We start from the raw sequence: 21,971 nt of genomic DNA, 5'->3' as shown, positions 1-21,971 counted from the left end.
AGGCATCAGCGCTTAGTAAACGTGGCCCTGCTTTTTAAATTTTCCCGATTGGCAAAATATACAAAGGTTCTTCTTGGATACCCAAGATTGTTTTAACTTGATTTCCATCAAATGCACCTATGGATACAGTCCCAAGATTTAATGATACAGATTGTAAGCGCTCCAAGAACCACAGGCTTACAATTTACAACTTAGGGGTATAATCTAAGCCAATATTCCAAGGCAACAGTTTTTCATAATCATCAACACTGTTGCAAAGAGGAGCGTTCTTTAACAACATGACATAGTAATGATAAGGGTCGAGATTGTGTAATTTAGCCGTTCTGATGATACTGAAGTGTAAACACAAGGCCTCAGCACCTTCAACAGAGGCGCAAAACAAGAAGTTCTTTCGAGCAATGACCAAGGGTTTGATTTCTTGTTCAGTAAGATTGTTATCGATTTCCAGACGCCCATCATCTAAAAAGCGCATCAGTCCATCTCTATATTTAACACAGTAATTGAGTGCTTTCCCAAGCGGTGATTGGGGCAAAGTTGTAGGATAGACCTTATCAACCCATGTATTAAAGGCTTCCATGAGTGGTTTGGATTTTTCCTGACGCAACTGGTGACGTTGGTCTGGATTCAGTTGATTATTTTTAGCCTCACGCTCTATTTTATAAAGCTCTTTAAAAAAGCGCATGGCTTCTTTGGCAATGCCTTTGCCTTTATTAGATTGGGCAATAGGTTCAAATTTTCTGCGCGCATGCGCGTTGCAATTGACAATGTGCGCATTGCTGCTACCCACAAGTTCAAAAAAATTGTCACCATCGACATGTAAATAGCCATTGAATCCGACAAACCAATCGTAAATAAATTGTTTGTGCTCCACATCGTTGTAGTCATAAAGAATAACGGATTTATCCGGTGGTCCACCCCGAATGCAATACACATAGGATTTGGTTTCTGCTTTTCTTCCAGGCTCATGCAAGACCTGCAAGGTCGTTGCATCACAACTGGCCACATCATACTCAATCACACTGTCTTTCAACAGATTATAAATGGGACGCAGTGGTGTCATTAACTCAATGAGCCAGCGCGCCATGGTTTGGCGTGAGCAATCAATACCATGTCGTTCGCTGAGTTGTCGCTCCAGATGGTACAGTGGTTGCCTGTCATCCAGCTTGCTGACCACCAGGAATGATAAAAACTCTTCTGTTGCTTTAATTTTGGGGAGAATTTGTTTGGGCGCTGCTGCGGTTACGATTTGATTCTCGCATCCTTTAGTGCAAGCAACTACTTCACGTCGTTGCTCCACAATTTCGATGACGCAAGGTTGGTAATGCAGTAGCTCTTTGGTTTCATAACGAATCACTGTTTTGCATGCACCACAGGCACATTGCTTGTCTTCATCAGATACCGGAATAATTTCAATGCGACGGGGTAGTTCTTTCTGCGCTTTTTTATTCTTCTTTCTTGTATGGGCAGCCACTGGTGTCATTTCTTCGGTCTGCTCACCGCTTGCTTCAGCCTGAGAAAAAATGCTCTGATTATTTTCAAACAAAGACAGCTGAGGATTTTCAGGGTCAATATAACGCTCAGAGCGCTTGCCAAAACGGTGACGGCGTAGCTCCATGATTTGTGCTTTTAAAGAATCATAGGCTTCCGCGTAGTGTTCATTGCGTGCTTGAGATAGAGCAAGCTCTGCTTTTAATGCGAGTATTTCGTTACTTAATTGCTCTATTTTTTCTTCGTACATCATGTTGAAATGGCACCTGTTTGCTGAGTCAATTATATCACATTACGTTGATTTTAAAAACAAATTAATCGTTTTTTGTAAATTATTTCTAATAGAAATTCGTAGCCAATACTTCCGGCAACAATGTGTGTTTTGCAAAATCCAATCCTGAGAGCAGCCAGCTTAATTGGTCATTGGTAAGGCTCATGACCGCGTCATCGTGTTTGGGAAATTTTAGTTTTCCTTGCTCCAATCGCTTATAACAGAGCCAAAACCCATTTCGCTCCCACCACAGCATTTTTATTTTATTGGCTTGGCGGTTTCTGAAAAGAAAAATTTGCCCTGATGTGGGGTTCAACTGAAGATGGTCGGAAATCAACATCACCAGTCCATCAATTTGTCGCCTAAAATCAATAGGCTTTGGATAGAGCCATATGCTTGCATTAAATGATAAAAACATGGCTAACCCCACAAGGACAACAACATTGGCAATAAAGTCTGGTCGTGAATTTTTAGCTCATGCCCATTGTTCAATACCAAGGTGCATACTGTCTCTGGAGCTCTTTGTGTCAGCTTATTTAATTGAATCGGTACTAATTTGGATGAAGCTATTTCTTCCCGATACTTTCGCTCCCAATAGCCAAATTGATGGTAGTTTAATTGATGCTTTCGACAGTACGTTACTCGCGACAAACCACTTTCTTTTTGATGCGTTACATGCTCCATCCATCTCTGTTCTTTCGTGCCATCTGTTTCTTGGGGGGATATAATTTGTGGGGATATATTCATCGTACTCTCCTCTCTAAATTGATGTTGCAGAGTATGACGAAACGGAGATAATTATTAAATTATGTAGTTGCTGGCGCGCTTACTACAGATTGCAAATAAATATTTTGTGCCGCATGGCCTGCTTCCATAAAAACAAAGGATGTTCCTTTATCACCATATTTATTTATTGTTCGAGAAAATTCAGCTGTTATGACAATATCGACAGCCCCTAATTGGATAGCCTTTTGTCCCCAGGCTGCTTTAGCAAGTTGATTCCGTACATCCTCTTCTTTTAACTTTTGCAAAAGATGCTTTGCGGGTATGTAGTGGTATATGCCTGGAGGTAATTTTTCTATGTTTCCACTCACTAAATATACTTCCAATGGATAGAGAGCTCCTGCTGAAGGAGCTGTACGCAAGCCATTATTAGAGGTTACCCCTTGTGAAGCCCAGAGTAATTGTGCAACGTGCTGTAGTGTTATTGCTTCATTTTTATACTGTCTTACTGAACGACGTTTTTTCAATGCTTCCTCAATTGAGATATGACTTGTGTATGCGGGTTTAGGTAGTTTTATTTCAATTGGAGGTTTTGATTGTGGGTTTATTTTAGGCTCTTTTGATAATTTTTTTGGCATTAGAATTAAGTAAAGACAAATCAGGACTGCGATTATCAAGAGAAATATTCTTTTGCGCCGCAAAAATTCCATTGGTCATCTCCTGATACAATTCCTCAAAAAATTCAATATATTGATTTTGAAATCTATTCTTCAGTTAACATATTAAAATGCAGGGTAAATCAATAGACTTTGATTTAGTAAATAGTCCATGATTCATACATACCCTTAGCAATAGGAAGATCGGCATCATATTGATTTATTAACGATGCATAGCTCCAAGTATAAAAAGCTAACTCATCGTCCCTTAAAATGATTACATACATTTGCTTATATTCATTATTCTTATATTTATAAGTAAATATTAAATATTCTCCATGAAATCTCTTGGGATTTTGGGGCAGCTCCATCTCCCCTTGAGCTAATAATTTGGGTTCGGTGGTATTCGCAAAAATTTGTGATTTTAAATCATCTTTCAGTTCTTGAGTAAGCGCGCCAGCAACTACATAATTTAATAATTATCTCCGTTTCGTCATACTCTGCAACATCAATTTAGAGAGGAGAGTACGATGAATATATCCCCACAAATTATATCCCCCCAAGAAACAGATGGCACGAAAGAACAGAGATGGATGGAGCATGTAACGCATCAAAAAGAAAGTGGTTTGTCGCGAGTAACGTACTGTCGAAAGCATCAATTAAACTACCATCAATTTGGCTATTGGGAGCGAAAGTATCGGGAAGAAATAGCTTCATCCAAATTAGTACCGATTCAATTAAATAAGCTGACACAAAGAGCTCCAGAGACAGTATGCACCTTGGTATTGAACAATGGGCATGAGCTAAAAATTCACGACCAGACTTTATTGCCAATGTTGTTGTCCTTGTGGGGTTAGCCATGTTTTTATCATTTAATGCAAGCATATGGCTCTATCCAAAGCCTATTGATTTTAGGCGACAAATTGATGGACTGGTGATGTTGATTTCCGACCATCTTCAGTTGAACCCCACATCAGGGCAAATTTTTCTTTTCAGAAACCGCCAAGCCAATAAAATAAAAATGCTGTGGTGGGAGCGAAATGGGTTTTGGCTCTGTTATAAGCGATTGGAGCAAGGAAAACTAAAATTTCCCAAACACGATGACGCGGTCATGAGCCTTACCAATGACCAATTAAGCTGGCTGCTCTCAGGATTGGATTTTGCAAAACACACATTGTTGCCGGAAGTATTGGCTACGAATTTCTATTAGAAATAATTTACAAAAAACGATTAATTTGTTTTTAAAATCAACGTAATGTGATATAATTGACTCAGCAAACAGGTGCCATTTCAACATGATGTACGAAGAAAAAATAGAGCAATTAAGTAACGAAATACTCGCATTAAAAGCAGAGCTTGCTCTATCTCAAGCACGCAATGAACACTACGCGGAAGCCTATGATTCTTTAAAAGCACAAATCATGGAGCTACGCCGTCACCGTTTTGGCAAGCGCTCTGAGCGTTATATTGACCCTGAAAATCCTCAGCTGTCTTTGTTTGAAAATAATCAGAGCATTTTTTCTCAGGCTGAAGCAAGCGGTGAGCAGACCGAAGAAATGACACCAGTGGCTGCCCATACAAGAAAGAAGAATAAAAAAGCGCAGAAAGAACTACCCCGTCGCATTGAAATTATTCCGGTATCTGATGAAGACAAGCAATGTGCCTGTGGTGCATGCAAAACAGTGATTCGTTATGAAACCAAAGAGCTACTGCATTACCAACCTTGCGTCATCGAAATTGTGGAGCAACGACGTGAAGTAGTTGCTTGCACTAAAGGATGCGAGAATCAAATCGTAACCGCAGCAGCGCCCAAACAAATTCTCCCCAAAATTAAAGCAACAGAAGAGTTTTTATCATTCCTGGTGGTCAGCAAGCTGGATGACAGGCAACCACTGTACCATCTGGAGCGACAACTCAGCGAACGACATGGTATTGATTGCTCACGCCAAACCATGGCGCGCTGGCTCATTGAGTTAATGACACCACTGCGTCCCATTTATAATCTGTTGAAAGACAGTGTGATTGAGTATGATGTGGCCAGTTGTGATGCAACGACCTTGCAGGTCTTGCATGAGCCTGGAAGAAAAGCAGAAACCAAATCCTATGTGTATTGCATTCGGGGTGGACCACCGGATAAATCCGTTATTCTTTATGACTACAACGATGTGGAGCACAAACAATTTATTTACGATTGGTTTGTCGGATTCAATGGCTATTTACATGTCGATGGTGACAATTTTTTTGAACTTGTGGGTAGCAGCAATGCGCACATTGTCAATTGCAACGCGCATGCGCGCAGAAAATTTGAACCTATTGCCCAATCTAATAAAGGCAAAGGCATTGCCAAAGAAGCCATGCGCTTTTTTAAAGAGCTTTATAAAATAGAGCGTGAGGCTAAAAATAATCAACTGAATCCAGACCAACGTCACCAGTTGCGTCAGGAAAAATCCAAACCACTCATGGAAGCCTTTAATACATGGGTTGATAAGGTCTATCCTACAACTTTGCCCCAATCACCGCTTGGGAAAGCACTCAATTACTGTGTTAAATATAGAGATGGACTGATGCGCTTTTTAGATGATGGGCGTCTGGAAATCGATAACAATCTTACTGAACAAGAAATCAAACCCTTGGTCATTGCTCGAAAGAACTTCTTGTTTTGCGCCTCTGTTGAAGGTGCTGAGGCCTTGTGTTTACACTTCAGTATCATCAGAACGGCTAAATTACACAATCTCGACCCTTATCATTACTATGTCATGTTGTTAAAGAACGCTCCTCTTTGCAACAGTGTTGATGATTATGAAAAACTGTTGCCTTGGAATATTGGCTTAGATTATACCCCTAAGTTGTAAATTGTAAGCCTGTGGTTCTTGGAGCGCTTACGTTCTTGAACGGTTGAGTATTGACCCTTATTTTTTTTAGTCAAAAGAGTTTGGATAGTAATCGTTGTATGATTAGTATCCTTTTTACCTCTAAAGACGACCGTTCCTTTCCCTGTTTTAATATACTCCCAGGTACTTGGATATTTAAGAGAGTATTTATTACCTTTATTTTCGAAATCGATCCATGCAGATCCCTGAGGTGTCGGATCCGTTAATAAAGCGAAGGAGTTAAGCACTATATTTACTCCTGCTCCTGTAGAACTTACCTTAATATTTAAAATCTTCCATGCTCCATCTTCCCATATTAAGCGATATTCAATCGGTGTTTTTGCACCATCTTTTGCAGTCAGGGTCCCTTTCACAATGCCTATATTATTTTCAATGATGCGCTCGTTGAAAAATGTACTCTCATTATTTTTTAATGAAGGATACTGATTTATAAATTTTTTAAAATCAGCAAGAGAAGTCGTTTTCTGGAAATCCTTTGAAGTATAGGAGTATGCTTTTTCAATGTCTCCAGTCTTTAATGCACTGAGTTGTTGATTAATAGGGTAAGTCAAGCCACTCATCAGGTAGAATAAGATTATAAATATCGTTCCTACATAGAGTAACAACCAGGCAAAAACTGCTCCAATCACCATCATTACTTTTTTAAATGGGGATGGATTTTGGGTTAGTTGAATCAAGTTGCCGTTTTTATCTTCAAACTTGTTCGTCACTAAAAGGATTAAATCGACTAAATACCAAATACCAAACCCTCCTCCGGTAATGAGCATTAATAAACCCGTATATATTTTCCCTACATAAATTCGGTGAATCCCTAAAACTCCTAAAAATAATCCGAAAATAAGAACAACGGCGGGGGATTTCTGATGGTTTGCTTGGGTGGAATATGACTTTTGTATCTGAGAAAAAGAATCTGTTTCTATTTTTGCGCCGCAATGACTACAGAACGAAGCATCTGATATGAGGTTATTTCCGCAATGTTTACAAAATTTAGGTGCGTCCATGCTTATTCTCCAATTTAATGGGTCATTCTGAATAAGCTCTAAATTCTATAGACAAGCCCCAGAATGTCAGCGCATAAAAGAAAATCTAAATAAGCTATTCTTTTTATAATAGAATAAATTTTAATAAACTCAATTAACCATTAATTGATACTGCCGAAATTACATTAATCTTAAAGAAATAAAATATAGGGCTTAAAAATTATTTTTGATCTAAACTAAGTTTATTATGGTAATTAAGAATAGCTCATTCTATTAATTTTTCAGAGATTGTTTTACGGTTATTGAATGCATCCATAATGCATTCAATAAAAAAGGATTACTAAGCATATTAATTTATAAATGGATTTTGTAATGCCACAAATTCCGGCATTTATTATTCGAAATTTGACTAAAACGTATTTAATGGGCGAGGTGGTAATTCATGCTTTGCGATCCGTTAGCCTTGACTTATATCAAGGGGAACTTGTTGTATTTTTAGGGCCATCTGGAAGTGGTAAGTCTACACTCTTAAATATAATAGGCGGATTGGATGTGCCTTCATCTGGTGAAGTCATTTATAAAGATCATATGATTACTTCATCGAGCCAACATGATTTAACCCGCTATCGACGCGAGCATGTAGGATTTGTTTTTCAATTTTATAATCTTATTTCCAACCTTACTGCTTTAGAGAATGTCTCTATCGTTACCGAAATTGCAGACAATCCAATGCATCCTGAGGATGCAATTAAATTACTTGGCTTAGAAAGTCGTATGAATCACTTCCCTTCGCAGTTATCTGGGGGAGAGCAACAACGCGTTGCAATAGCTCGTGCTATAGCTAAGAATCCAGATGTCCTTTTATGTGATGAACCTACAGGAGCACTTGATTGCGAAACCGGTAAAATTGTTTTAGGAACACTTGCTTTAGCGAACAAAAAGTTGAATACCACCGTAGTCATTATTACCCATAATATAGTGATCAGTGAGATGGCCGATCGAGTAATTCATATAGCAGATGGTTCAATCAGCAAGATATTAAAAAATAAATACAAACGAAAACCAGAAGAATTGCAATGGTAACCGTATTAAACAAAAAATTGTGGCGTGATGTTATAACACTCAAAAGCCAAATTATTACCATCGCATTGGTTGTTTGCAGTGGAGTTAGTGTTTTAATCGCATCAGTTAATACCTATGTATCATTAAAAAACGCGCAACAGGAATTTTATTCCAATTATCATTTTGCCGATGTATTTGCTTCACTGAAAAGAGCGCCGAACTATTTAGAAAAGCGAATAACAGAAATTTCAGGGGTAGCCCAAGTAGAAACTCGAATTGTAGAGGATGTTGTGCTTGACTTACCTTGGATGCCAGAGCCTGCAGTAGGTCGTTTTATATCAATATCGGATAAGCATACATCAGGTCTTAATCAATTATTTTTGCGCCAGGGAAGACTGCCCGATGCTAATCGCCAGGATGAAATATTAGTCAATGAAAGTTTTGCAAAGAGTCATAATTTAAAACCTGGTGATAGTATTTTTGCGTTATTAAATGGCTATAGAGAAAAGCTAAAAATTGTTGGTATTGTTTTATCACCTGAATATGTGTATGCCATTCGTGGGGAAGATTTGCTGCCTGACAATCGCCATTTCGGCGTATTTTGGATGAGTCGAAAGGCGCTAAGTGCTGCATTTGGAATGGAGGATGCTTTTAATGACATTAATATTAAGCTTGCGCCTAATGCCTCAGAACAATATGTAATGACTCAATTAGAAAGAATTTTTCATTCGTATGGTTTGACTATTAGCTATACACGAAAAGATCAAATATCTGATCGATTTGTAACGAATGAAATAAAACAACAAAAAATTATTGCGACCTATATTCCTCCTGTTTTCTTAATCGTGGCAGCATTTTTATTAAATTTAGTTATAGGACGTATGATAAGTAAAGAGCGCGGGCAAATAGCAACTTTAAAGGCCCTGGGCTATCGTGACCTGGCCATTGCATACCACTATATTAAAATAATTCTGGTTATTATTTTCATTGGAGCACTTGGTGGGGTGTCATTAGGAGCATGGTTTGGTAATCTAATGACCCATTTATATACCGAATATTTTATATTCCCAAAGTTTCCCTATATTTTTTCATATCTTGCAGCCATCATCGGAGTCTTAATTTGCTTTTTAGCGGCCATGTTGGGGGCATTGCGAGCGATTCATCAGGTAATAAGTCTTATGCCTGCAGTAGCGATGAAACCGCCAATCCCTATGATGTATCGAGCAACTATGATTGAAAAAATCAAATTTTTTTCCAGACTTCCCAGCAGTGTGAAAATGGTGTATCGCTATATTTTCCGCCATTTTTTACGCACGATATTAACCTGTGTGGGTATTGCATTAGCAATGGCCATCGTAATCCTCGGATTATTTTGGCAAGATGCGATAAGTTATCTCATAAATACCCAATTTATTATGGCTCAACGGGAACATGCTGTTGTTAGCTTTGTTAATCCCATCAATAAAATAGCTTTAATGGAATTGAATCAAATTATCGGGATCACGAATAGTGAAGGTTATCGTATTGTACCCACCCGATTTACTTATCAACATCGAAGCGAACTGTCTTCGCTGTTTGGTATCTCTGAAAGTGCAAAATTAAAAGTATTATTAGACAAAAATCTTCATCGCATGACTATCCCCAAACATGCGGTGTTAATCAGTGAGGGGTTAGCAGAACGATTGCATTTGGCTGTTGGCGATCGACTGGATATTGAACTGCTTGAAGGGAACAAAGCGAAAACGCAATTGAAAGTACAAGGAATTATAAATGACTATGTAGGAATGTTCGCTTATATTGAAATTGAGACACTTAACCGTTTATTAAATGAAGATTGGTTAATCAACTCAGCAGCCATTACTGTAGACACAAAACATGTCAAAAATTTATATAAAGAGGTAAAAGAAATACCTAAGATAGGTACTATTACTTTTAAGACATCGATTATTAAGACATTTGAAGAAACTTTTGCGAAGCATATCCTTGTTTTTACCACTATTCTTGCAAGTTTTGCCATCATTATTGCGGTTAGCGTTGTTTATAATAATGCGAGCATTACCTTGGCGGAACGAGCCCGAGAGTTAACGACACTACAAGTTTTAGGATTTACTCAGGGAGAGGTATCTACTTTACTTTTTTTAAATCATCTGTTTGAGATAATACTTTCTACCCCTTTAGGATTAATTATTGGGTATTTTTTGTCCTGGTCTATACTGCAATTAATGCAAACAGATTGGTTTAAAATTCCTTTTGTTATTGAGCCTAGAACTTATATTATCTCCATTATGGTTATATTTTTTTCTAGTTTAATTAGTTTTTATATTATTCAGCGTAAAGCCGGTCATCTCAATTTAACCTCTGTATTAAAGGTAGCAGACTGATGAAGATAATGAGCCTGAATCTGAAAAAACTATTGTGGTATTCGCTTGTAATCATTGTAGTTTTTGTTGTTATTCTGTGGTTCTTTTCTCATAAGGGTATTGACGTTGAAACAGCGAAAGTAAAGTATGAGCACTTTGTTCAGTACATTGAAGATGATGCGAAAACACGCGCTATAAAAATATATACTATTGTTTCTCCGGTTTCTGGCGAACTATTACGCATTAATCTGACTGAGGGTGATAAAGTAAATAAAGACGAAGTCATTGCGATCATCAAACCGAAAATCCCAACCTTGCTTGATGTTCGGACAAAGCAAGAATTAGAGCAAGAGTTAGGTACTGCCGAAGCTTTATATGAACAGGCCAATGCTGAGTCAATTCGTGCTGAAGCAGCACTTAAGACCGCTGAGTCGGATTTAAAAAGAAAGCAACCGTTGCTAAAAAAAGGGTTTGTTTCGGAAACAGAGTTAGAACATACCCAATTGGAATATCAATTAAGACAAAAAGAATACAATGCTGCATTACGTAAACTGCATGCAGCAGAGCATTATATTTTAAAAGTTAAAGCATCACTCTCCGGTACAGTTGATAATGAAAAGAACCAGCAGGATAAGGTTGAAATTCACTCTCCTGTTGCTGGCTCCGTTTTAAGGGTTATTGAAAAAAGTGAGACTACTGTAGCGCCTGGTACAAAAATTATGGATATCGCTAATGTTGTAGGCCTTGAAGTCGTCGCTGATATATTAAGCGAAGATGCAGCAAAAATTCCTCCTTATGCACGAGTAATTATAAAACGATGGGGTGGCTCTTACCCCTTGAAAGGTCGTGTGCGAGTTGTTGAACCCAGTGGTTATATGAAAATATCTGCGCTTGGAGTTGAAGAACAACGAGTCAATGTGATTATTGATATCAGTACACCCCATGAATTATGGAAGAACCTTGGGGATGGATATAGGGTCGATGTAGAAATCATTCTTTTTGAATCGGCTCATTCTCTTGTGGTGCCGATGAGTGCTTTATTTAGAGATGAAGACAATTGGGCTGTTTTTGTTGTCAAGAAGCATAGAGCTTATAAGCAGAGAATCGTTATAGAACATCATAATCCAGATTTGGCGGTAATAGAAAAAGGTTTGAAAGCTGGAGATGAGGTAATTCTTTATCCTAGCTCTTTAATCCATGAAGGGGTCTTAATTAAACAATGATGAGATGAGTCATCAATTAAATATTAATCATAAATAAATTTATCGCATTTTAATTATTTGTTGCGGGTTGGTACTCTCCATTTGAGGGGCTTTGCTGAAACCTTGTCTGTTATTCTTGCCCCGCAGCAATGACAAATATTGGCTAAATGAGCAACGACGGACTATGCTAATTTAAAGTACTACTCAGGAAGAGTCATCATGAAACATACCGTTCAGGATCGGGCTAAATCCATACACATTGCGGTAAATACTTTTATAACCCTGTTGTTATCTATAGTACTTTTATTGATCATGAATCAGGCGATTGCTCAAGGTGATCAGGTTGTCACTAAATCTGACACTGGAGCACCGCGTATCGCAGGTATTTTGATTAGTGATGTAGGGAATAGCGACGGTTATGTGAGCCAAGGCAAAGCGACTTTACCACCAACCCAAGCGATATACGTTACAGTGCAGATTTTCCATGCAATAGCTGGACTGAAGGTACAGGTATTTATAATTAATCCATCAAAAAATATTCACGAACATGGTGAAAATGTTGCCAGTATCAGTGGCAATATTGCTAAAGCCTTTAAGTTTAATGATGCTTCGGGTAACTGGCCGGCAGGTACCTATAAGGTTGAAGTAAAATTATCAACAGGCGATACTCGAATCACCAGTTTTGAGCTCAAAAAATAGAGTTTTGACCACAACTTTCTAGCTACGTCCTTTGATAGTAGGTAGCTAGAAAGTTGCATGAATTTTAAATCTAAACGTTATCACAGCTTAGAGCTGACCGAATAATTTGAATAATTTTTTTACTTACAGGATTACTATGTTTTTCTGGTCTGTAGACTAAACAAATCTCATCTCTAAATACAGGCGCATTATCTAATCGTCTAAGATGTTTGTATTGATAGGTGACCCTTGAAGGGAGAATCCCATATCCAAGACCTAAGGCTGTTAGCTTGGCTATCACCTCCAGACTGGTCGAGTTAATCACACCATTAAAAGCGGTTTTTTTATCAATTTGCTTCAGTATATATTGTGATTGAGCAAGCTTTATATCAAAAATAAGTTTATTTTGGGCATTGTTGGCGTAAAAGATTGAGACTTCATCAGTAGATAGCTTGATGATAACGAGATCAGGATGTTGTATGGGGTTAACAACTATACCAAAATCGGCTTCCCAACTGATTACTTTTTCAGTCATTTCTCTTGAATGGCCATGAATAAAATTAAAGCCAAGCTTTGGAAACTGAACCTGAAGTTTTGGCATAAAGTACTGGAGCGCGTAAAGAGCAACTGAAGGGTGAAGGGCAATGGTATAATTTCCTTGTACAAGCCCTGATTCAGGATTGGCGATGTTTTGAACCTGCTCCCATTCATATACGAGTCGATGAGCGCGTTGCTTAAACTCCTCTCCAAGTTTCGTTAGTTGAATCCCATTTTTAAGCCTGATAAAGAGCAGTCCACCCAGTTTGTTTTCTAGTCTCTTTATAGAATAACTAAGTGCAGGTTGAGATATCCCGATAATTTCGGACGCTCGGGTCACATTGAGGGTATCACTAGCCGCGATAAAATATTTTATATCATCCAATAATAGAGACATGAATCATCAAGGGAACACCTGCCATAAATAAAATTTATCACAACCATTAAAATAAATCATTTTAATTATTTATTGAGGATCGTTACTCTCTAGTTGAGGGGCTTTGTTGAAAAAGTGTCTGTCATTCCCGCGAAAGCGGAATTACATCCATCAATCAGGCACCATGCCACATTCGTGTGTCGATTCCTGCCTCTGCAGGAGTGACAGATATTCAGTTTGGCAAAAATTTTATTTTCCAAGCAATTTAGTCAACAAAATCATTTTGATGAGAGAAGGAAAATGAACAATACCGCATTTACTTTAATTACAGAGAATCTTGGCGCCGAAGGAATTGCCCAAAGAATATTAGCCGAATTAATGATTTATCGTCGTGTCCCAGAAATGATTCGCTTATGTCCTAGGGATTGTCAAAAGTGTGCTTCGTCCCATTTGCCAAAAATCATTGCCGCAGTTGAAAAAAATGAACCCGTTACGTTTATATTACCGGCTTTTCCAGGCAAGTCTCCTAATCCTGAAAAAGTTCTGGGTCCCCTGCCAGATTATGCTGAACGACTTTCTCTTAATTTTTTGGGCACACTCTGTCAGCGAATAAAACACTTTTATGTCCCCGGAATTAAAATTATTTTGTGTTCCGATGGAAGGGTTTTTAGTGATGTGATTGGAATGAAAGAAAGTAATGTGACTGCCTACCAAGTTGAACTGGATAGACTAATAAAGGAAATGTCCCTTTCAGACCTATCAATTTTTAATCTGGATGCCTTTTATAAGAATCTTCACTTTGAGCAAATGCGTGAGGAACTGATCAAACGCTATGGACAGTCCTTAGACGCGCTTAAGCTCAAGATTCGCAATGGTGCTAAATCGTCAGCAAGAGTTGATGAGCAAGAAGCAAATCGTATGTACAGTGGAATCACCCGTTTTTTATTTGAAGACGCCATGCATAAAGGGCGAATAAAAAGTCGCGCGGCCATCCAAAAAGAGTCTCGCTCTAAAGCCTATGAGGTGATCAGAAGAAGTAATGCTTGGAGTAACCTAATCTCTGAGCGTTTTCCTGAGGCAGTTCGATTGTCCATTCATCCGCAATCATGTGGCTCAAAAAAATTAGGAATTCGCTTAATAGGAAATGAAAACTGGATGACCCCTTGGCATGGCGTTGCGGTTGAAAGCAAGAAAGGGTATGTCTTGCTGAAGCGCTCGGAAGCCGAGGCTTTAGGGGCAAAATTGATTTATGCTGCTGATGGACGGCACAGTCATTATCAATTAATGGCCGAGGTGTAATATGAATTATGAAGTGACTCATCTAAAACCCTTTGGTGTGCTCATAGAATCTGTAAGCGAAAAAACGAAAGTGAACGAGTTGGATATAGAGAACTTACGTCATTTATTCAGGGAGAATCAACTCGTTGTCTTAAGAGGGTTTGAAACATTTCTAAATGGCGAGGATTTTTCCAGCTATTGTGAATTTTGGGGCGAAGTAAGTCTTTGGCCATTTGGCAAGGTACTTGAGTTAATTGAGCAAGAAGAGCCGGAAGATCATATTTTTGATCACAGTTACATGCCGCTCCATTGGGATGGCATGTATCGACCCCAAGTCCCGGAATATCAGATTTTTCATTGTGTCAAAGCGCCTTTGCCTGGACAAGGGGGAAGGACAACCTTTTCAAACACCATTTTAGCGTTAAAGTTTGCATCTCCTGAAGTCAAAGAATTTTGGACGAAAGTGACGGGTATCTATCAACGAACAATGGAATTTTATAACAGTAAGACGGTATCGCCAATTATCACCAAGCATCCTCAAAAGGATTACTTCGTTATTCGCTACAATGAACCTCCTTCTGCAGATAAAGGTCATTTTGTAAATCCACCTGATCTTCAATTTACTGGTATCAACCAGGGAGAGTTAGAGCGCTTCCATCGAAGTATAAAAACAGCACTTTATTCACCCGATAATTTCTATGCCCACGAGTGGCAAACTGGAGACATCGTCATTGCAGATAATTTTTCACTATTACATGGTCGAGAAGGATTTGTCTCTAAGTCTCCTCGCCATATTCAACGCGTCCATGTGTTGAGTCATCCTCCCTTTGATAACCCGGGTCTGGAGTCTTACGAATGAATGCCCAAGTTGCGGATGTTGTGATTGTGGGGGCTGGTCCGGTAGGGCTTATGTGTGCCTACCTCGGACAACTTTCTGGTATCCATACGATTATCATTGATAAATCGGATGGTCCTTTGGAAGTCGGTAGAGCGGATGCACTGAATGCACGCACGTTACAGCTTCTGGAGTTAGTCGATTTATTTGATGAACTCTATCCTTTAGGAAAGACCTGCAACACCAGCTCGGTGTGGGCAGACGGAAAATTTATTTCCCGGCAATCGTCATGGTGGGAGGAACTGGAAGGGTGTTTGCATAAACATTTCTTGATGCTGGGGCAGTCTTATATAGAAAAACTGTTAGATAAGAAACTTCAAGAGATTTCTGCAGCTGTAAAACGTTCAACAACTCTAGTCAATATTGAGCTAAATCAAGCGGGATGTCTCACCACCCTTGCCAATGGAGCGCATATTCAGTCACGTTATGTCATTGGCGCAGATGGCGCCCATTCGTTTGTCCGCAATCACTTTGCAATACCTTTTGAGATCATCCGCCCACAAATGGTATGGGCCGTAATTGATGGCATTATCGCCACAGATTTTCCAAAAGTTCCTGAAATCATCGTATTTCAGGCCGAAACCTCTGATGTGGCGTGGATACCAAGGGAGGGGAAAATCGACAGGTTTTACGTCAGAATGGATACTCAAGACTTTACCTTGCATGAAGCCATCGGCAAAATTAATCAAGCAATGCAGCCTCATACCTTATATTTTAAGGAGATTGTTTGGTTTTCACAATTTTCGGTTAAGGAGTCTGTCGCCGAAAATTTCTTCGTGCAGGATCGTATTTTTCTAGCCGGTGATGCATGTCATATTCATTCAGTAAATGGCGGGCAAGGGCTTAATACCGGTCTTGCAGATGCATTTAATCTCATGTGGAAGTTAAACATGGTCATGCGTTTCGCTGCCCCCAAAGAACTGTTACTAAGTTATGAAGCGGAGCGCAAACCAGTCGCTTGCGAGGTGATCAAGACTTCTGGGGAACTTGTCCGTTCGACTAAGTATTCAGCTAATGGGACCCATGCCGAAGACTATGTAACGATTATACAAAAACGTGCTGGGAATATTACGGGCATGGGGATTCGTTATGGGGGTCTAGAACTTCGTGGCTCTCGACTCTTTGATTTTGAAATTTTTAATGGCCTCGTCAAAACACGACTTTACTCTCTTTTGGACTACCGGAAATTTACCTTACTCATCTTTGGTTCTTATGAACTGGATCTCAAGGTGCCAGAAGTTGTAAACGTCATTCCAATTTATCTGAAACCATGTCATAACCATTTTTGGACAAATAACATGCAATATAAAAACCTAGCAATTTTAGTAAGACCTGATTCTTATATTCAATCCTCCGCGCCACTCGATAAAATTGAGTCCTTATTGGAGTTGATAAGGAGCATAGTCCATGAATAGGCCCGTAGTAATTGTCGATCCACTCTCATCAGGAATAGAGTTGGCTCCTGCTTTTAAAGCACGTGGGATACCTGCTATTGCCATCATGCATAAGCCAGTAGATTGGGATGGATTTGGTACAAAAATTCGAACCAACGATTTTATCGAAATCATTCCAGAGCAACCCAATTTAGTTGAGGTGCTTAGAAAGTACAACCCACTTGCCATTATTCCCGGTGCTGAGGAGGGAGTTCCCCTTGCGGACGTTTTGGCTAGTGCTTTAACCCCTCATTTCGCCAATGATCCCAAAAAATCAGCGCACAGATTGCACAAGGCACTAATGCAAAAAGCGTTACAGGAAGCCGGAGTTCCAGCCCTCAAGACGTGCAATACCTCATCGGAAGATGAAGCGGAAACTTGGATTAAGACAAACGGATTGATTCACTCGCCACTGATAATTAAACCTCCAGCTTCTGCTGGCAGCGATAAGGTCTTTCACATTCAAGCAAGAGGTGATTGGAAAAAGGCATTTAACTGCGTTTTATCTGAGCCATCTAAACTGACTGGGAAAATGAATGAATCCGTTGTTGTGCAGGAGCAGGCTATTGGAACTGAATTTGCTGTAGGTACCGTGAGTGCCCATGGAAAACATTATTTAGCGCATTTAATTAAATACAATAAGACCTTGTTTAATCGTCGCAAAACGGTTTACGACTATGTTGAGTTTGTACCTTATAGTGAAGAAATGTACGGTGAATTATTTGCTTATACTCAAAAAGCATTAGATGCTCTGGGGATTCGCTGGGGAGCGGCTCATAATGAAATAATGCTTACTAAGGACGGGCCTCGTCTCATAGAAACAGGGACCAGAATGTGTGGCGGCCCAGTGGTTGGCTTCGCTCGAGAGGCAACGGGTAGTAGTCAAGCAGATAAATTAGTTGAGATCTATACCGAAGGCGATGTGGTAACGAAAACAATGATATTCAAAAAAACAGTTATGCCTGTTTTTTTGAAATCACCCGCTCAAGGGAATATAGTGAATCTCGAAGCCCTTGCTGACATTTCTAAATTGCATACATTTTTTAATCAGCATATTTGGTTTAAAAATGGTGACCATGTTCCACAAACAGTAGATTATCTAACAAGCATTGGAATTGTTGGATTGGCTGGAGATCGAGAGTTGATTTTATTAGATTATGAAAGAATTCGAACTATGGAATCGAAATTAGTTATCCAAGAATCTTAGAATTTTCTCATGTTGAATTTGCTGAAGATTTTTTTTCAATGGTATGGCGCGTTACACTAACAAACTTCGTTATTCTAAAGCAATCGTAGTGGTTGCTTCAACCAGGATTTACCCATAGCAGAGAAATAAAGGACATTAAATTCTGGATTGGCGAGCAACCAAGCGACACTTGGTGATAGAAAATTAGATTATTGTTAATAAAGTGTTACAATTGGTCTGAAAAAAAACAGCATGAATTTAAAATTAAACATGTCAGGAATGAATTGATGGATAACGCAACTTTAAATCAAACACTCTCTACCATCCATACCTTCGAAGACTATGAACAGCTCAAGCAACATATTGAAGAAGATCTGACTAGAGCGATTATTCATAGACACCAATTCGCAGCGCAATCATTAACGCTATTTTCTGAAGGGACAAATATTGTCTTTTCGTACGGGGATAGTCACGTGATTAAAATTTTTCCGCCATTTCATCAAAGTCAATTTGAAAGTGAGCGATTAGTATTAAAGCATGTGGCTGGCAAGCTTTCGATAAAAACCCCCACTCTTGAGTATGAAGGGGAACTTTTGGGCTGGCCTTATCTAATCATCAGCAAACTTGAAGGGACTCTTTTGGAAACCCTGTGGGAAACAATGCCCCACAATAATAAACTGATCATCCTTCGCGAATTAGGAGAACTCATTCGAGAAGTTCATGCTTTACCCACAGATGGACTTGAGGCTATTGATTGTTATTGGCCGCAATTTCTGGAAAAACAAATAGCGCATTGCGTGGAGCAACATCGAACTAAAGGACTTTCAATGCCTTTATTGCAACAGCTGCCTGCTTACCTTGACTCAATCAAAGAAGCCTTACCTGAGATCAAAAAGCCAGTTATCTTGACAGGGGAATATACCCCGATGAATTTTTTAGTTCAGCAAGTGGATGGCATTTGGCACATTAGTGGATTGATTGACTTTGGAGATGCGATGTTAGGCTTACCAGAGTATGATTTGCTTGGCCCAGGTGCCTTTCTTATACAAGGTGACAAGCAATTACTTCGCACGTTTTTAATGGCTTATGGCTATTTACCAAATGAGTTGACGAACATGTTGAGTCATCAACTGACCGCATTAATGCTGCTCCATCAATACAGCAATTTGAATATTCAGGTAAGAATTCCAAATTGGAAGGATAAAGTAAGAAGCTTGAAGGATTTAGAAAATTTAGTGTGGGGCTTTTAAGCAGTAACTCGGAGGCTTAATAAAGGGATAGCATACCCAGGCTGCTTATTTTGAGCCTGGACTGACGTGCATCGTTAATCCCTCAAATAAATTGAGCGGGGCAGCTTGAGCAGCTACTACTGGCTCTGCTCTAACTTCCCACAATAAGCTTTGAGCATGGGTGACTGCGTCCCGGCTAAGAACGTTATTAATGATAACAGACGGAACCCCAGTAAACATCGGTTCTATACCTTCTTCCGCGCATTTATCCTCATAATTTTGGATTGATTGCCGAAGTAGTATCACTTGCTCGCTTACTTGATCAAAAATATCATCTGAGCTCGCCTTCAGAAGGTCTATCCCGCTTTTTTCGAACTTTCTTAATTGGTACGTTACATTTGCCATAAATTCGACATCTAATCTATGCGGCCCCATTTCACGCCCTTCGGGAACACGGTCCCCATACTGTAGCGTAATAGCAGTAGCCTCGTTGTGTCGATTATTAAGGTATCGAGTGAGTAATCCTCCCACTTCGATAGAAGAATTTTTTAGCCAATCTTCTGAAACATTCATAAAACAGCCACGCAGAATCATCTTTCCTGCGTTGTTGGGTCCAATTTTATCCCCAGGTTGGATTCGATTAGGCATAACTACATCCTTAAGTTATGTATTTAATTTAAAGTATAGGAAAGATAAAAAAATATACAAAAAATCCCGATTTATCTTGTTTGACATGTTGAGTTCAACTTGATTTAATTCACATTAAGAAAATCGTTAGGGTTCGGTACTCTTTAAGTCATCCTGACCGACCTGTCTTAAGCAGATTTTTGGTGATGGCTTTTATTGTTGACTCAATAGGAGCCATGAGCATGCCTCAAAACAAGCAGGTTAGGAAAATAACTGGTTTTAATTATCTTAAAGCTCTGTTATTGGTTGGATTATCGTTACAGGGATTTGCGGCTGAGTCTCCTGAACCACATAAACTTTTTTTGGACAAAACATTTCAACTGGCACGATTGGCTCGTCAAAAAGGAAATCATCCTTTTGGAGCGATATTAGTGTATCGAGGACGGATAATTTTAACTGCAGAAAACCTAGTTATATCCTCTCATGACGTAACAGCACATGCTGAAATGGTGCTTTTAAGAAAAGCTTCCCAAAAATTTTCTAAAAAAATTTTAAAAGACTCAATCCTTTATACCAGCACAGAGCCTTGTGCGATGTGTTCTGGAGCCATCTATTGGTCAGGAGTACCTCGCGTTGTTTATGGGTGTTCCGCGCAAGCACTAGAAGCACTTGCGCATGGAGGATTCGTCATTCCAAGTCATAAGATATTGAAGCAAGGAAAAAGGACCGTGCGGGTAAATGGTCCTTATTTTGAGCACGAGGCGATTAAAGTACATGAAGGATTTTGGGGGGCTTCTAGCTAAGATTAGACTAGAAGTTGATACTCTGTTAATCCCTTAAAAAATCTCCATGGATTTTTTAATTACAGATGAGGCAATTTGAAGTGCTGCGTCATACTCCCTTGTTAATACTTATTTAAGCTAGTTGGCCTATAATTGGACATTGTATTTTTAATCTAACACAAAGCGATGACAGACTCTAAACTAGAAACGAGTAATAATGGGGTTGCTGGAGAAGCACGTGGATCAACTACTCCAGAAATGATTGCAAAAGCAGCCTGTGCTTATTCCCGATCGTTTATCTTAAAAGGATCTTCACAACTCGTTAATAATACTTATGACAAAGCGCAGCGAGGTTCGCTATTTAGAGCCATCCTCGATTTGAGAGCACTTTGTGGTGAGTATCCGGGTTATCGTTTAGAAATTAATGAGGTGTATCAGGAGTTTTATTTTACAATTCAACAGTGCAAAAAATTTTCTCTTGGTAATTGTTATGAAATGGCACTCATGGCTCTTGATTATGTGCTTCAACATGCTTCCCCATCGGTTAATGCAGAAGTTTATGAAATTGAAGGAGGCGACCATGCCTTTCTAGTTGTGGGGAGAAAAAAAAATAGCCATCCGAAACAACCGGAAACTTGGGGTGAGGACGCTGTTATTTGTGATCCATGGTCCAATAAAGTTTATCCCGCTTCTGAATATTTAGCCCAGACAAAAAATTTTTATGAAGTAATCCATGATGGTGATTATTCTAATTGCATTGAACAGTTTGACACGAGGCGACATAAACTTAGTCCTATTCCGTGGCGCAATACGGAATACCTGAGAACAATAAACTCCCGCCCTCATCTCGATAAAATCATCGAGCTTTTTCATAAAAAGATGACCCTCATTATTAATGCATTAGAGAAGCTTGAGGGTAAATTGCGGGCTATCATGCGACGGCTTGCGCAAGAGTATCCTGATAACCCAGAAAAAAAAGTAATCATTGAACGAATGGTAAATCAGTTACATGCAACCGTTGATAAAATTAAAGAGGACATTAATCAAGACTGTAATACATTACCTTATGAGGTACTCCGTTCAACGTTAGAAAAAACATGGGGAAAAAGCATTCGTTCTTTTCAAGAATCAGTTGCAGTAAGTGAGGCGGATAAATCAATTCTAAAAAAATACAACAATGAGGATTCATGGAAAACACAACTGCTTCGTTTCTTTAACATTTTACCTAAAACAGCACGAGATACATCTAATGCATTGCACGAAGCACAGAAACAAATTGAGAAAACACTCAAGAAATAAATGCTTCATTAAGCAAAC

The 21,971-nt window shown here is 39.1% G+C and carries 22 protein-coding genes; 14 read left to right on the top strand and 8 right to left on the bottom strand.

Annotation, left to right across the window (positions count from 1 at the left end; genetic code table 11):
- Window positions 1-34 precede the first annotated feature (34 nt).
- From OQJ26_RS19445 to OQJ26_RS09205, 5 genes are all read right to left on the bottom strand, one after another.
- The gene (locus OQJ26_RS19445) at window positions 35-166 is read right to left on the bottom strand and encodes a nitroreductase family protein (protein ID WP_416209953.1); all 132 of its coding nucleotides are present in this window, start codon (window positions 164-166) and stop codon (window positions 35-37) included.
- Window positions 167-184: 18 nt separating this feature from the next.
- Entirely contained in the window at window positions 185-1,741 is a 1,557-nt protein-coding gene (tnpC, locus tag OQJ26_RS09220) for an IS66 family transposase (RefSeq protein WP_265702303.1), read from the bottom strand.
- Between the two features lie 85 nt (window positions 1,742-1,826).
- Window positions 1,827-2,177 (bottom strand): IS66 family insertion sequence element accessory protein TnpB, encoded by a 351-nt coding sequence (gene tnpB, locus OQJ26_RS09215; RefSeq protein ID WP_265702305.1) that lies wholly within the window; start codon window positions 2,175-2,177, stop codon window positions 1,827-1,829.
- Between the two features lie 2 nt (window positions 2,178-2,179).
- Complete coding sequence (tnpA, locus tag OQJ26_RS09210) at window positions 2,180-2,506, bottom strand: IS66 family insertion sequence element accessory protein TnpA (protein ID WP_265702306.1); 327 nt, start codon at window positions 2,504-2,506, stop codon at window positions 2,180-2,182.
- Between the two features lie 59 nt (window positions 2,507-2,565).
- Entirely contained in the window at window positions 2,566-3,192 is a 627-nt protein-coding gene (locus OQJ26_RS09205) for a SagB/ThcOx family dehydrogenase (RefSeq protein ID WP_265703561.1), read from the bottom strand.
- Between the two features lie 476 nt (window positions 3,193-3,668).
- Here OQJ26_RS09205 and tnpA (OQJ26_RS09200) point away from each other — a divergent pair, with 476 nt between their 5' ends.
- The 3 genes from tnpA (OQJ26_RS09200) to tnpC (OQJ26_RS09190) all read left to right on the top strand — a co-directional run bounded on the left by tnpA (OQJ26_RS09200) (window position 3,669) and on the right by tnpC (OQJ26_RS09190) (window position 5,990).
- On the top strand, window positions 3,669-3,995 hold the full coding sequence (gene tnpA, locus OQJ26_RS09200; RefSeq protein WP_265702306.1) for an IS66 family insertion sequence element accessory protein TnpA: 327 nt from the start codon (window positions 3,669-3,671) through the stop codon (window positions 3,993-3,995).
- Between the two features lie 2 nt (window positions 3,996-3,997).
- Complete coding sequence (gene tnpB / locus OQJ26_RS09195) at window positions 3,998-4,348, top strand: IS66 family insertion sequence element accessory protein TnpB (RefSeq protein WP_265702305.1); 351 nt, start codon at window positions 3,998-4,000, stop codon at window positions 4,346-4,348.
- Window positions 4,349-4,433: 85 nt separating this feature from the next.
- Window positions 4,434-5,990, top strand: coding sequence for an IS66 family transposase (gene tnpC, locus OQJ26_RS09190; RefSeq protein WP_265702303.1), 1,557 nt, complete (start codon window positions 4,434-4,436; stop codon window positions 5,988-5,990).
- On the opposite strand, the gene OQJ26_RS09185 is transcribed toward tnpC (OQJ26_RS09190), so the two are convergent.
- On the bottom strand, window positions 5,972-7,030 hold the full coding sequence (locus OQJ26_RS09185) for a DUF4864 domain-containing protein (RefSeq protein ID WP_265703560.1): 1,059 nt from the start codon (window positions 7,028-7,030) through the stop codon (window positions 5,972-5,974). The two genes, tnpC (OQJ26_RS09190) and OQJ26_RS09185, sit on opposite strands and share 19 nt — an antisense overlap.
- Before the next feature lie 351 nt (window positions 7,031-7,381).
- On the opposite strand from OQJ26_RS09185, the gene OQJ26_RS09180 reads away from it, so the two are divergent.
- From OQJ26_RS09180 to OQJ26_RS09165, 4 genes are all read left to right on the top strand, one after another.
- Entirely contained in the window at window positions 7,382-8,092 is a 711-nt protein-coding gene (locus OQJ26_RS09180; RefSeq protein ID WP_265703559.1) for an ABC transporter ATP-binding protein, read from the top strand.
- Window positions 8,086-10,452, top strand: a complete 2,367-nt coding sequence (locus OQJ26_RS09175; RefSeq protein ID WP_265703558.1) for an ABC transporter permease — start codon at window positions 8,086-8,088, stop codon at window positions 10,450-10,452. Before OQJ26_RS09180 ends, OQJ26_RS09175 begins: the two co-directional genes overlap by 7 nt.
- Window positions 10,452-11,654 (top strand): efflux RND transporter periplasmic adaptor subunit, encoded by a 1,203-nt coding sequence (locus tag OQJ26_RS09170; RefSeq protein ID WP_265703557.1) that lies wholly within the window; start codon window positions 10,452-10,454, stop codon window positions 11,652-11,654. The genes OQJ26_RS09175 and OQJ26_RS09170 overlap by 1 nt, the downstream gene beginning before the upstream one ends.
- A 198-nt stretch (window positions 11,655-11,852) precedes the next feature.
- Window positions 11,853-12,332, top strand: a complete 480-nt coding sequence (locus OQJ26_RS09165; protein WP_265703556.1) for an ABC transporter permease — start codon at window positions 11,853-11,855, stop codon at window positions 12,330-12,332.
- A gap of 70 nt (window positions 12,333-12,402) precedes the next feature.
- Here OQJ26_RS09165 and OQJ26_RS09160 read toward each other — a convergent pair whose 3' ends face one another.
- On the bottom strand, window positions 12,403-13,245 hold the full coding sequence (locus OQJ26_RS09160) for a LysR family transcriptional regulator (RefSeq protein ID WP_265703555.1): 843 nt from the start codon (window positions 13,243-13,245) through the stop codon (window positions 12,403-12,405).
- Window positions 13,246-13,524: 279 nt separating this feature from the next.
- Between OQJ26_RS09160 and OQJ26_RS09155 the strand changes: the two genes are divergently transcribed.
- The 5 genes from OQJ26_RS09155 (at window position 13,525) to OQJ26_RS09135 (ending at window position 19,266) form a co-directional block, all read left to right on the top strand.
- Complete coding sequence (locus OQJ26_RS09155) at window positions 13,525-14,523, top strand: isocyanide synthase family protein (protein ID WP_265703554.1); 999 nt, start codon at window positions 13,525-13,527, stop codon at window positions 14,521-14,523.
- 1 nt (window position 14,524) lies between these two features.
- Window positions 14,525-15,361 carry a TauD/TfdA dioxygenase family protein gene (locus tag OQJ26_RS09150; protein WP_265703553.1) on the top strand — a complete coding sequence of 279 codons (837 nt, stop codon included), beginning with the start codon at window positions 14,525-14,527 and terminating at the stop codon, window positions 15,359-15,361.
- Entirely contained in the window at window positions 15,358-16,812 is a 1,455-nt protein-coding gene (locus OQJ26_RS09145) for an FAD-binding protein (protein WP_265703552.1), read from the top strand. Before OQJ26_RS09150 ends, OQJ26_RS09145 begins: the two co-directional genes overlap by 4 nt.
- Window positions 16,805-18,037: an ATP-grasp domain-containing protein gene (locus OQJ26_RS09140; protein ID WP_265703551.1), complete on the top strand. Its 1,233-nt coding sequence runs from the start codon at window positions 16,805-16,807 to the stop codon at window positions 18,035-18,037. The genes OQJ26_RS09145 and OQJ26_RS09140 overlap by 8 nt, the downstream gene beginning before the upstream one ends.
- Window positions 18,038-18,303: 266 nt before the next feature.
- Window positions 18,304-19,266, top strand: a complete 963-nt coding sequence (locus tag OQJ26_RS09135; RefSeq protein WP_265703550.1) for a phosphotransferase family protein — start codon at window positions 18,304-18,306, stop codon at window positions 19,264-19,266.
- A gap of 45 nt (window positions 19,267-19,311) precedes the next feature.
- Here OQJ26_RS09135 and OQJ26_RS09130 read toward each other — a convergent pair whose 3' ends face one another.
- Window positions 19,312-19,893 (bottom strand): hypothetical protein, encoded by a 582-nt coding sequence (locus OQJ26_RS09130; protein ID WP_265703549.1) that lies wholly within the window; start codon window positions 19,891-19,893, stop codon window positions 19,312-19,314.
- A 221-nt stretch (window positions 19,894-20,114) separates the two neighbouring features.
- Between OQJ26_RS09130 and OQJ26_RS09125 the strand changes: the two genes are divergently transcribed.
- Both OQJ26_RS09125 and OQJ26_RS09120 read left to right on the top strand, forming a co-directional pair.
- Complete coding sequence (locus OQJ26_RS09125) at window positions 20,115-20,675, top strand: nucleoside deaminase (protein ID WP_265703548.1); 561 nt, start codon at window positions 20,115-20,117, stop codon at window positions 20,673-20,675.
- Between the two features lie 165 nt (window positions 20,676-20,840).
- A complete protein-coding gene (locus OQJ26_RS09120; RefSeq protein ID WP_265703547.1) occupies window positions 20,841-21,953 on the top strand; it encodes a hypothetical protein in 1,113 nt (370 codons plus the stop codon).
- Window positions 21,954-21,971: the final 18 nt, after the last annotated feature.

This window comes from Legionella sheltonii (assembly GCF_026191355.1).
GTDB classification, from domain to species: Bacteria; Pseudomonadota; Gammaproteobacteria; order Legionellales; family Legionellaceae; genus Legionella; species Legionella sheltonii.
The sequence above is the reverse complement of the archived record's forward strand: the minus strand, read 5'-3'. Positions and strand labels throughout refer to the sequence as shown.

Bases quoted from the DNA above. Each gene is read 5' to 3' on its own strand.
- OQJ26_RS09180 (WP_265703559.1), top strand. From the start codon at position 7,382: ATGCCACAAATTCCGGCATTTATTATTCGAAATTTGACTAAAACGTAT.
- tnpC (WP_265702303.1), top strand. From the start codon at position 4,434: ATGATGTACGAAGAAAAAATAGAGCAATTAAGTAACGAAATACTCGCA.
- tnpC (WP_265702303.1), bottom strand. From the start codon at position 1,741: ATGATGTACGAAGAAAAAATAGAGCAATTAAGTAACGAAATACTCGCA.
- tnpA (WP_265702306.1), top strand. From the start codon at position 3,669: ATGAATATATCCCCACAAATTATATCCCCCCAAGAAACAGATGGCACG.
- OQJ26_RS09130 (WP_265703549.1), bottom strand. From the start codon at position 19,893: ATGCCTAATCGAATCCAACCTGGGGATAAAATTGGACCCAACAACGCA.
- tnpA (WP_265702306.1), bottom strand. From the start codon at position 2,506: ATGAATATATCCCCACAAATTATATCCCCCCAAGAAACAGATGGCACG.
- OQJ26_RS09140 (WP_265703551.1), top strand. From the start codon at position 16,805: ATGAATAGGCCCGTAGTAATTGTCGATCCACTCTCATCAGGAATAGAG.
- tnpB (WP_265702305.1), bottom strand. From the start codon at position 2,177: ATGTTTTTATCATTTAATGCAAGCATATGGCTCTATCCAAAGCCTATT.
- OQJ26_RS09175 (WP_265703558.1), top strand. From the start codon at position 8,086: ATGGTAACCGTATTAAACAAAAAATTGTGGCGTGATGTTATAACACTC.
- tnpB (WP_265702305.1), top strand. From the start codon at position 3,998: ATGTTTTTATCATTTAATGCAAGCATATGGCTCTATCCAAAGCCTATT.
- OQJ26_RS09170 (WP_265703557.1), top strand. From the start codon at position 10,452: ATGAAGATAATGAGCCTGAATCTGAAAAAACTATTGTGGTATTCGCTT.
- OQJ26_RS09120 (WP_265703547.1), top strand. From the start codon at position 20,841: ATGACAGACTCTAAACTAGAAACGAGTAATAATGGGGTTGCTGGAGAA.
- OQJ26_RS09150 (WP_265703553.1), top strand. From the start codon at position 14,525: ATGAATTATGAAGTGACTCATCTAAAACCCTTTGGTGTGCTCATAGAA.
- OQJ26_RS09160 (WP_265703555.1), bottom strand. From the start codon at position 13,245: ATGTCTCTATTATTGGATGATATAAAATATTTTATCGCGGCTAGTGAT.
- OQJ26_RS09185 (WP_265703560.1), bottom strand. From the start codon at position 7,030: ATGGACGCACCTAAATTTTGTAAACATTGCGGAAATAACCTCATATCA.
- OQJ26_RS09135 (WP_265703550.1), top strand. From the start codon at position 18,304: ATGGATAACGCAACTTTAAATCAAACACTCTCTACCATCCATACCTTC.
- OQJ26_RS09205 (WP_265703561.1), bottom strand. From the start codon at position 3,192: ATGGAATTTTTGCGGCGCAAAAGAATATTTCTCTTGATAATCGCAGTC.
- OQJ26_RS09125 (WP_265703548.1), top strand. From the start codon at position 20,115: ATGCCTCAAAACAAGCAGGTTAGGAAAATAACTGGTTTTAATTATCTT.
- OQJ26_RS09145 (WP_265703552.1), top strand. From the start codon at position 15,358: ATGAATGCCCAAGTTGCGGATGTTGTGATTGTGGGGGCTGGTCCGGTA.
- OQJ26_RS09165 (WP_265703556.1), top strand. From the start codon at position 11,853: ATGAAACATACCGTTCAGGATCGGGCTAAATCCATACACATTGCGGTA.
- OQJ26_RS09155 (WP_265703554.1), top strand. From the start codon at position 13,525: ATGAACAATACCGCATTTACTTTAATTACAGAGAATCTTGGCGCCGAA.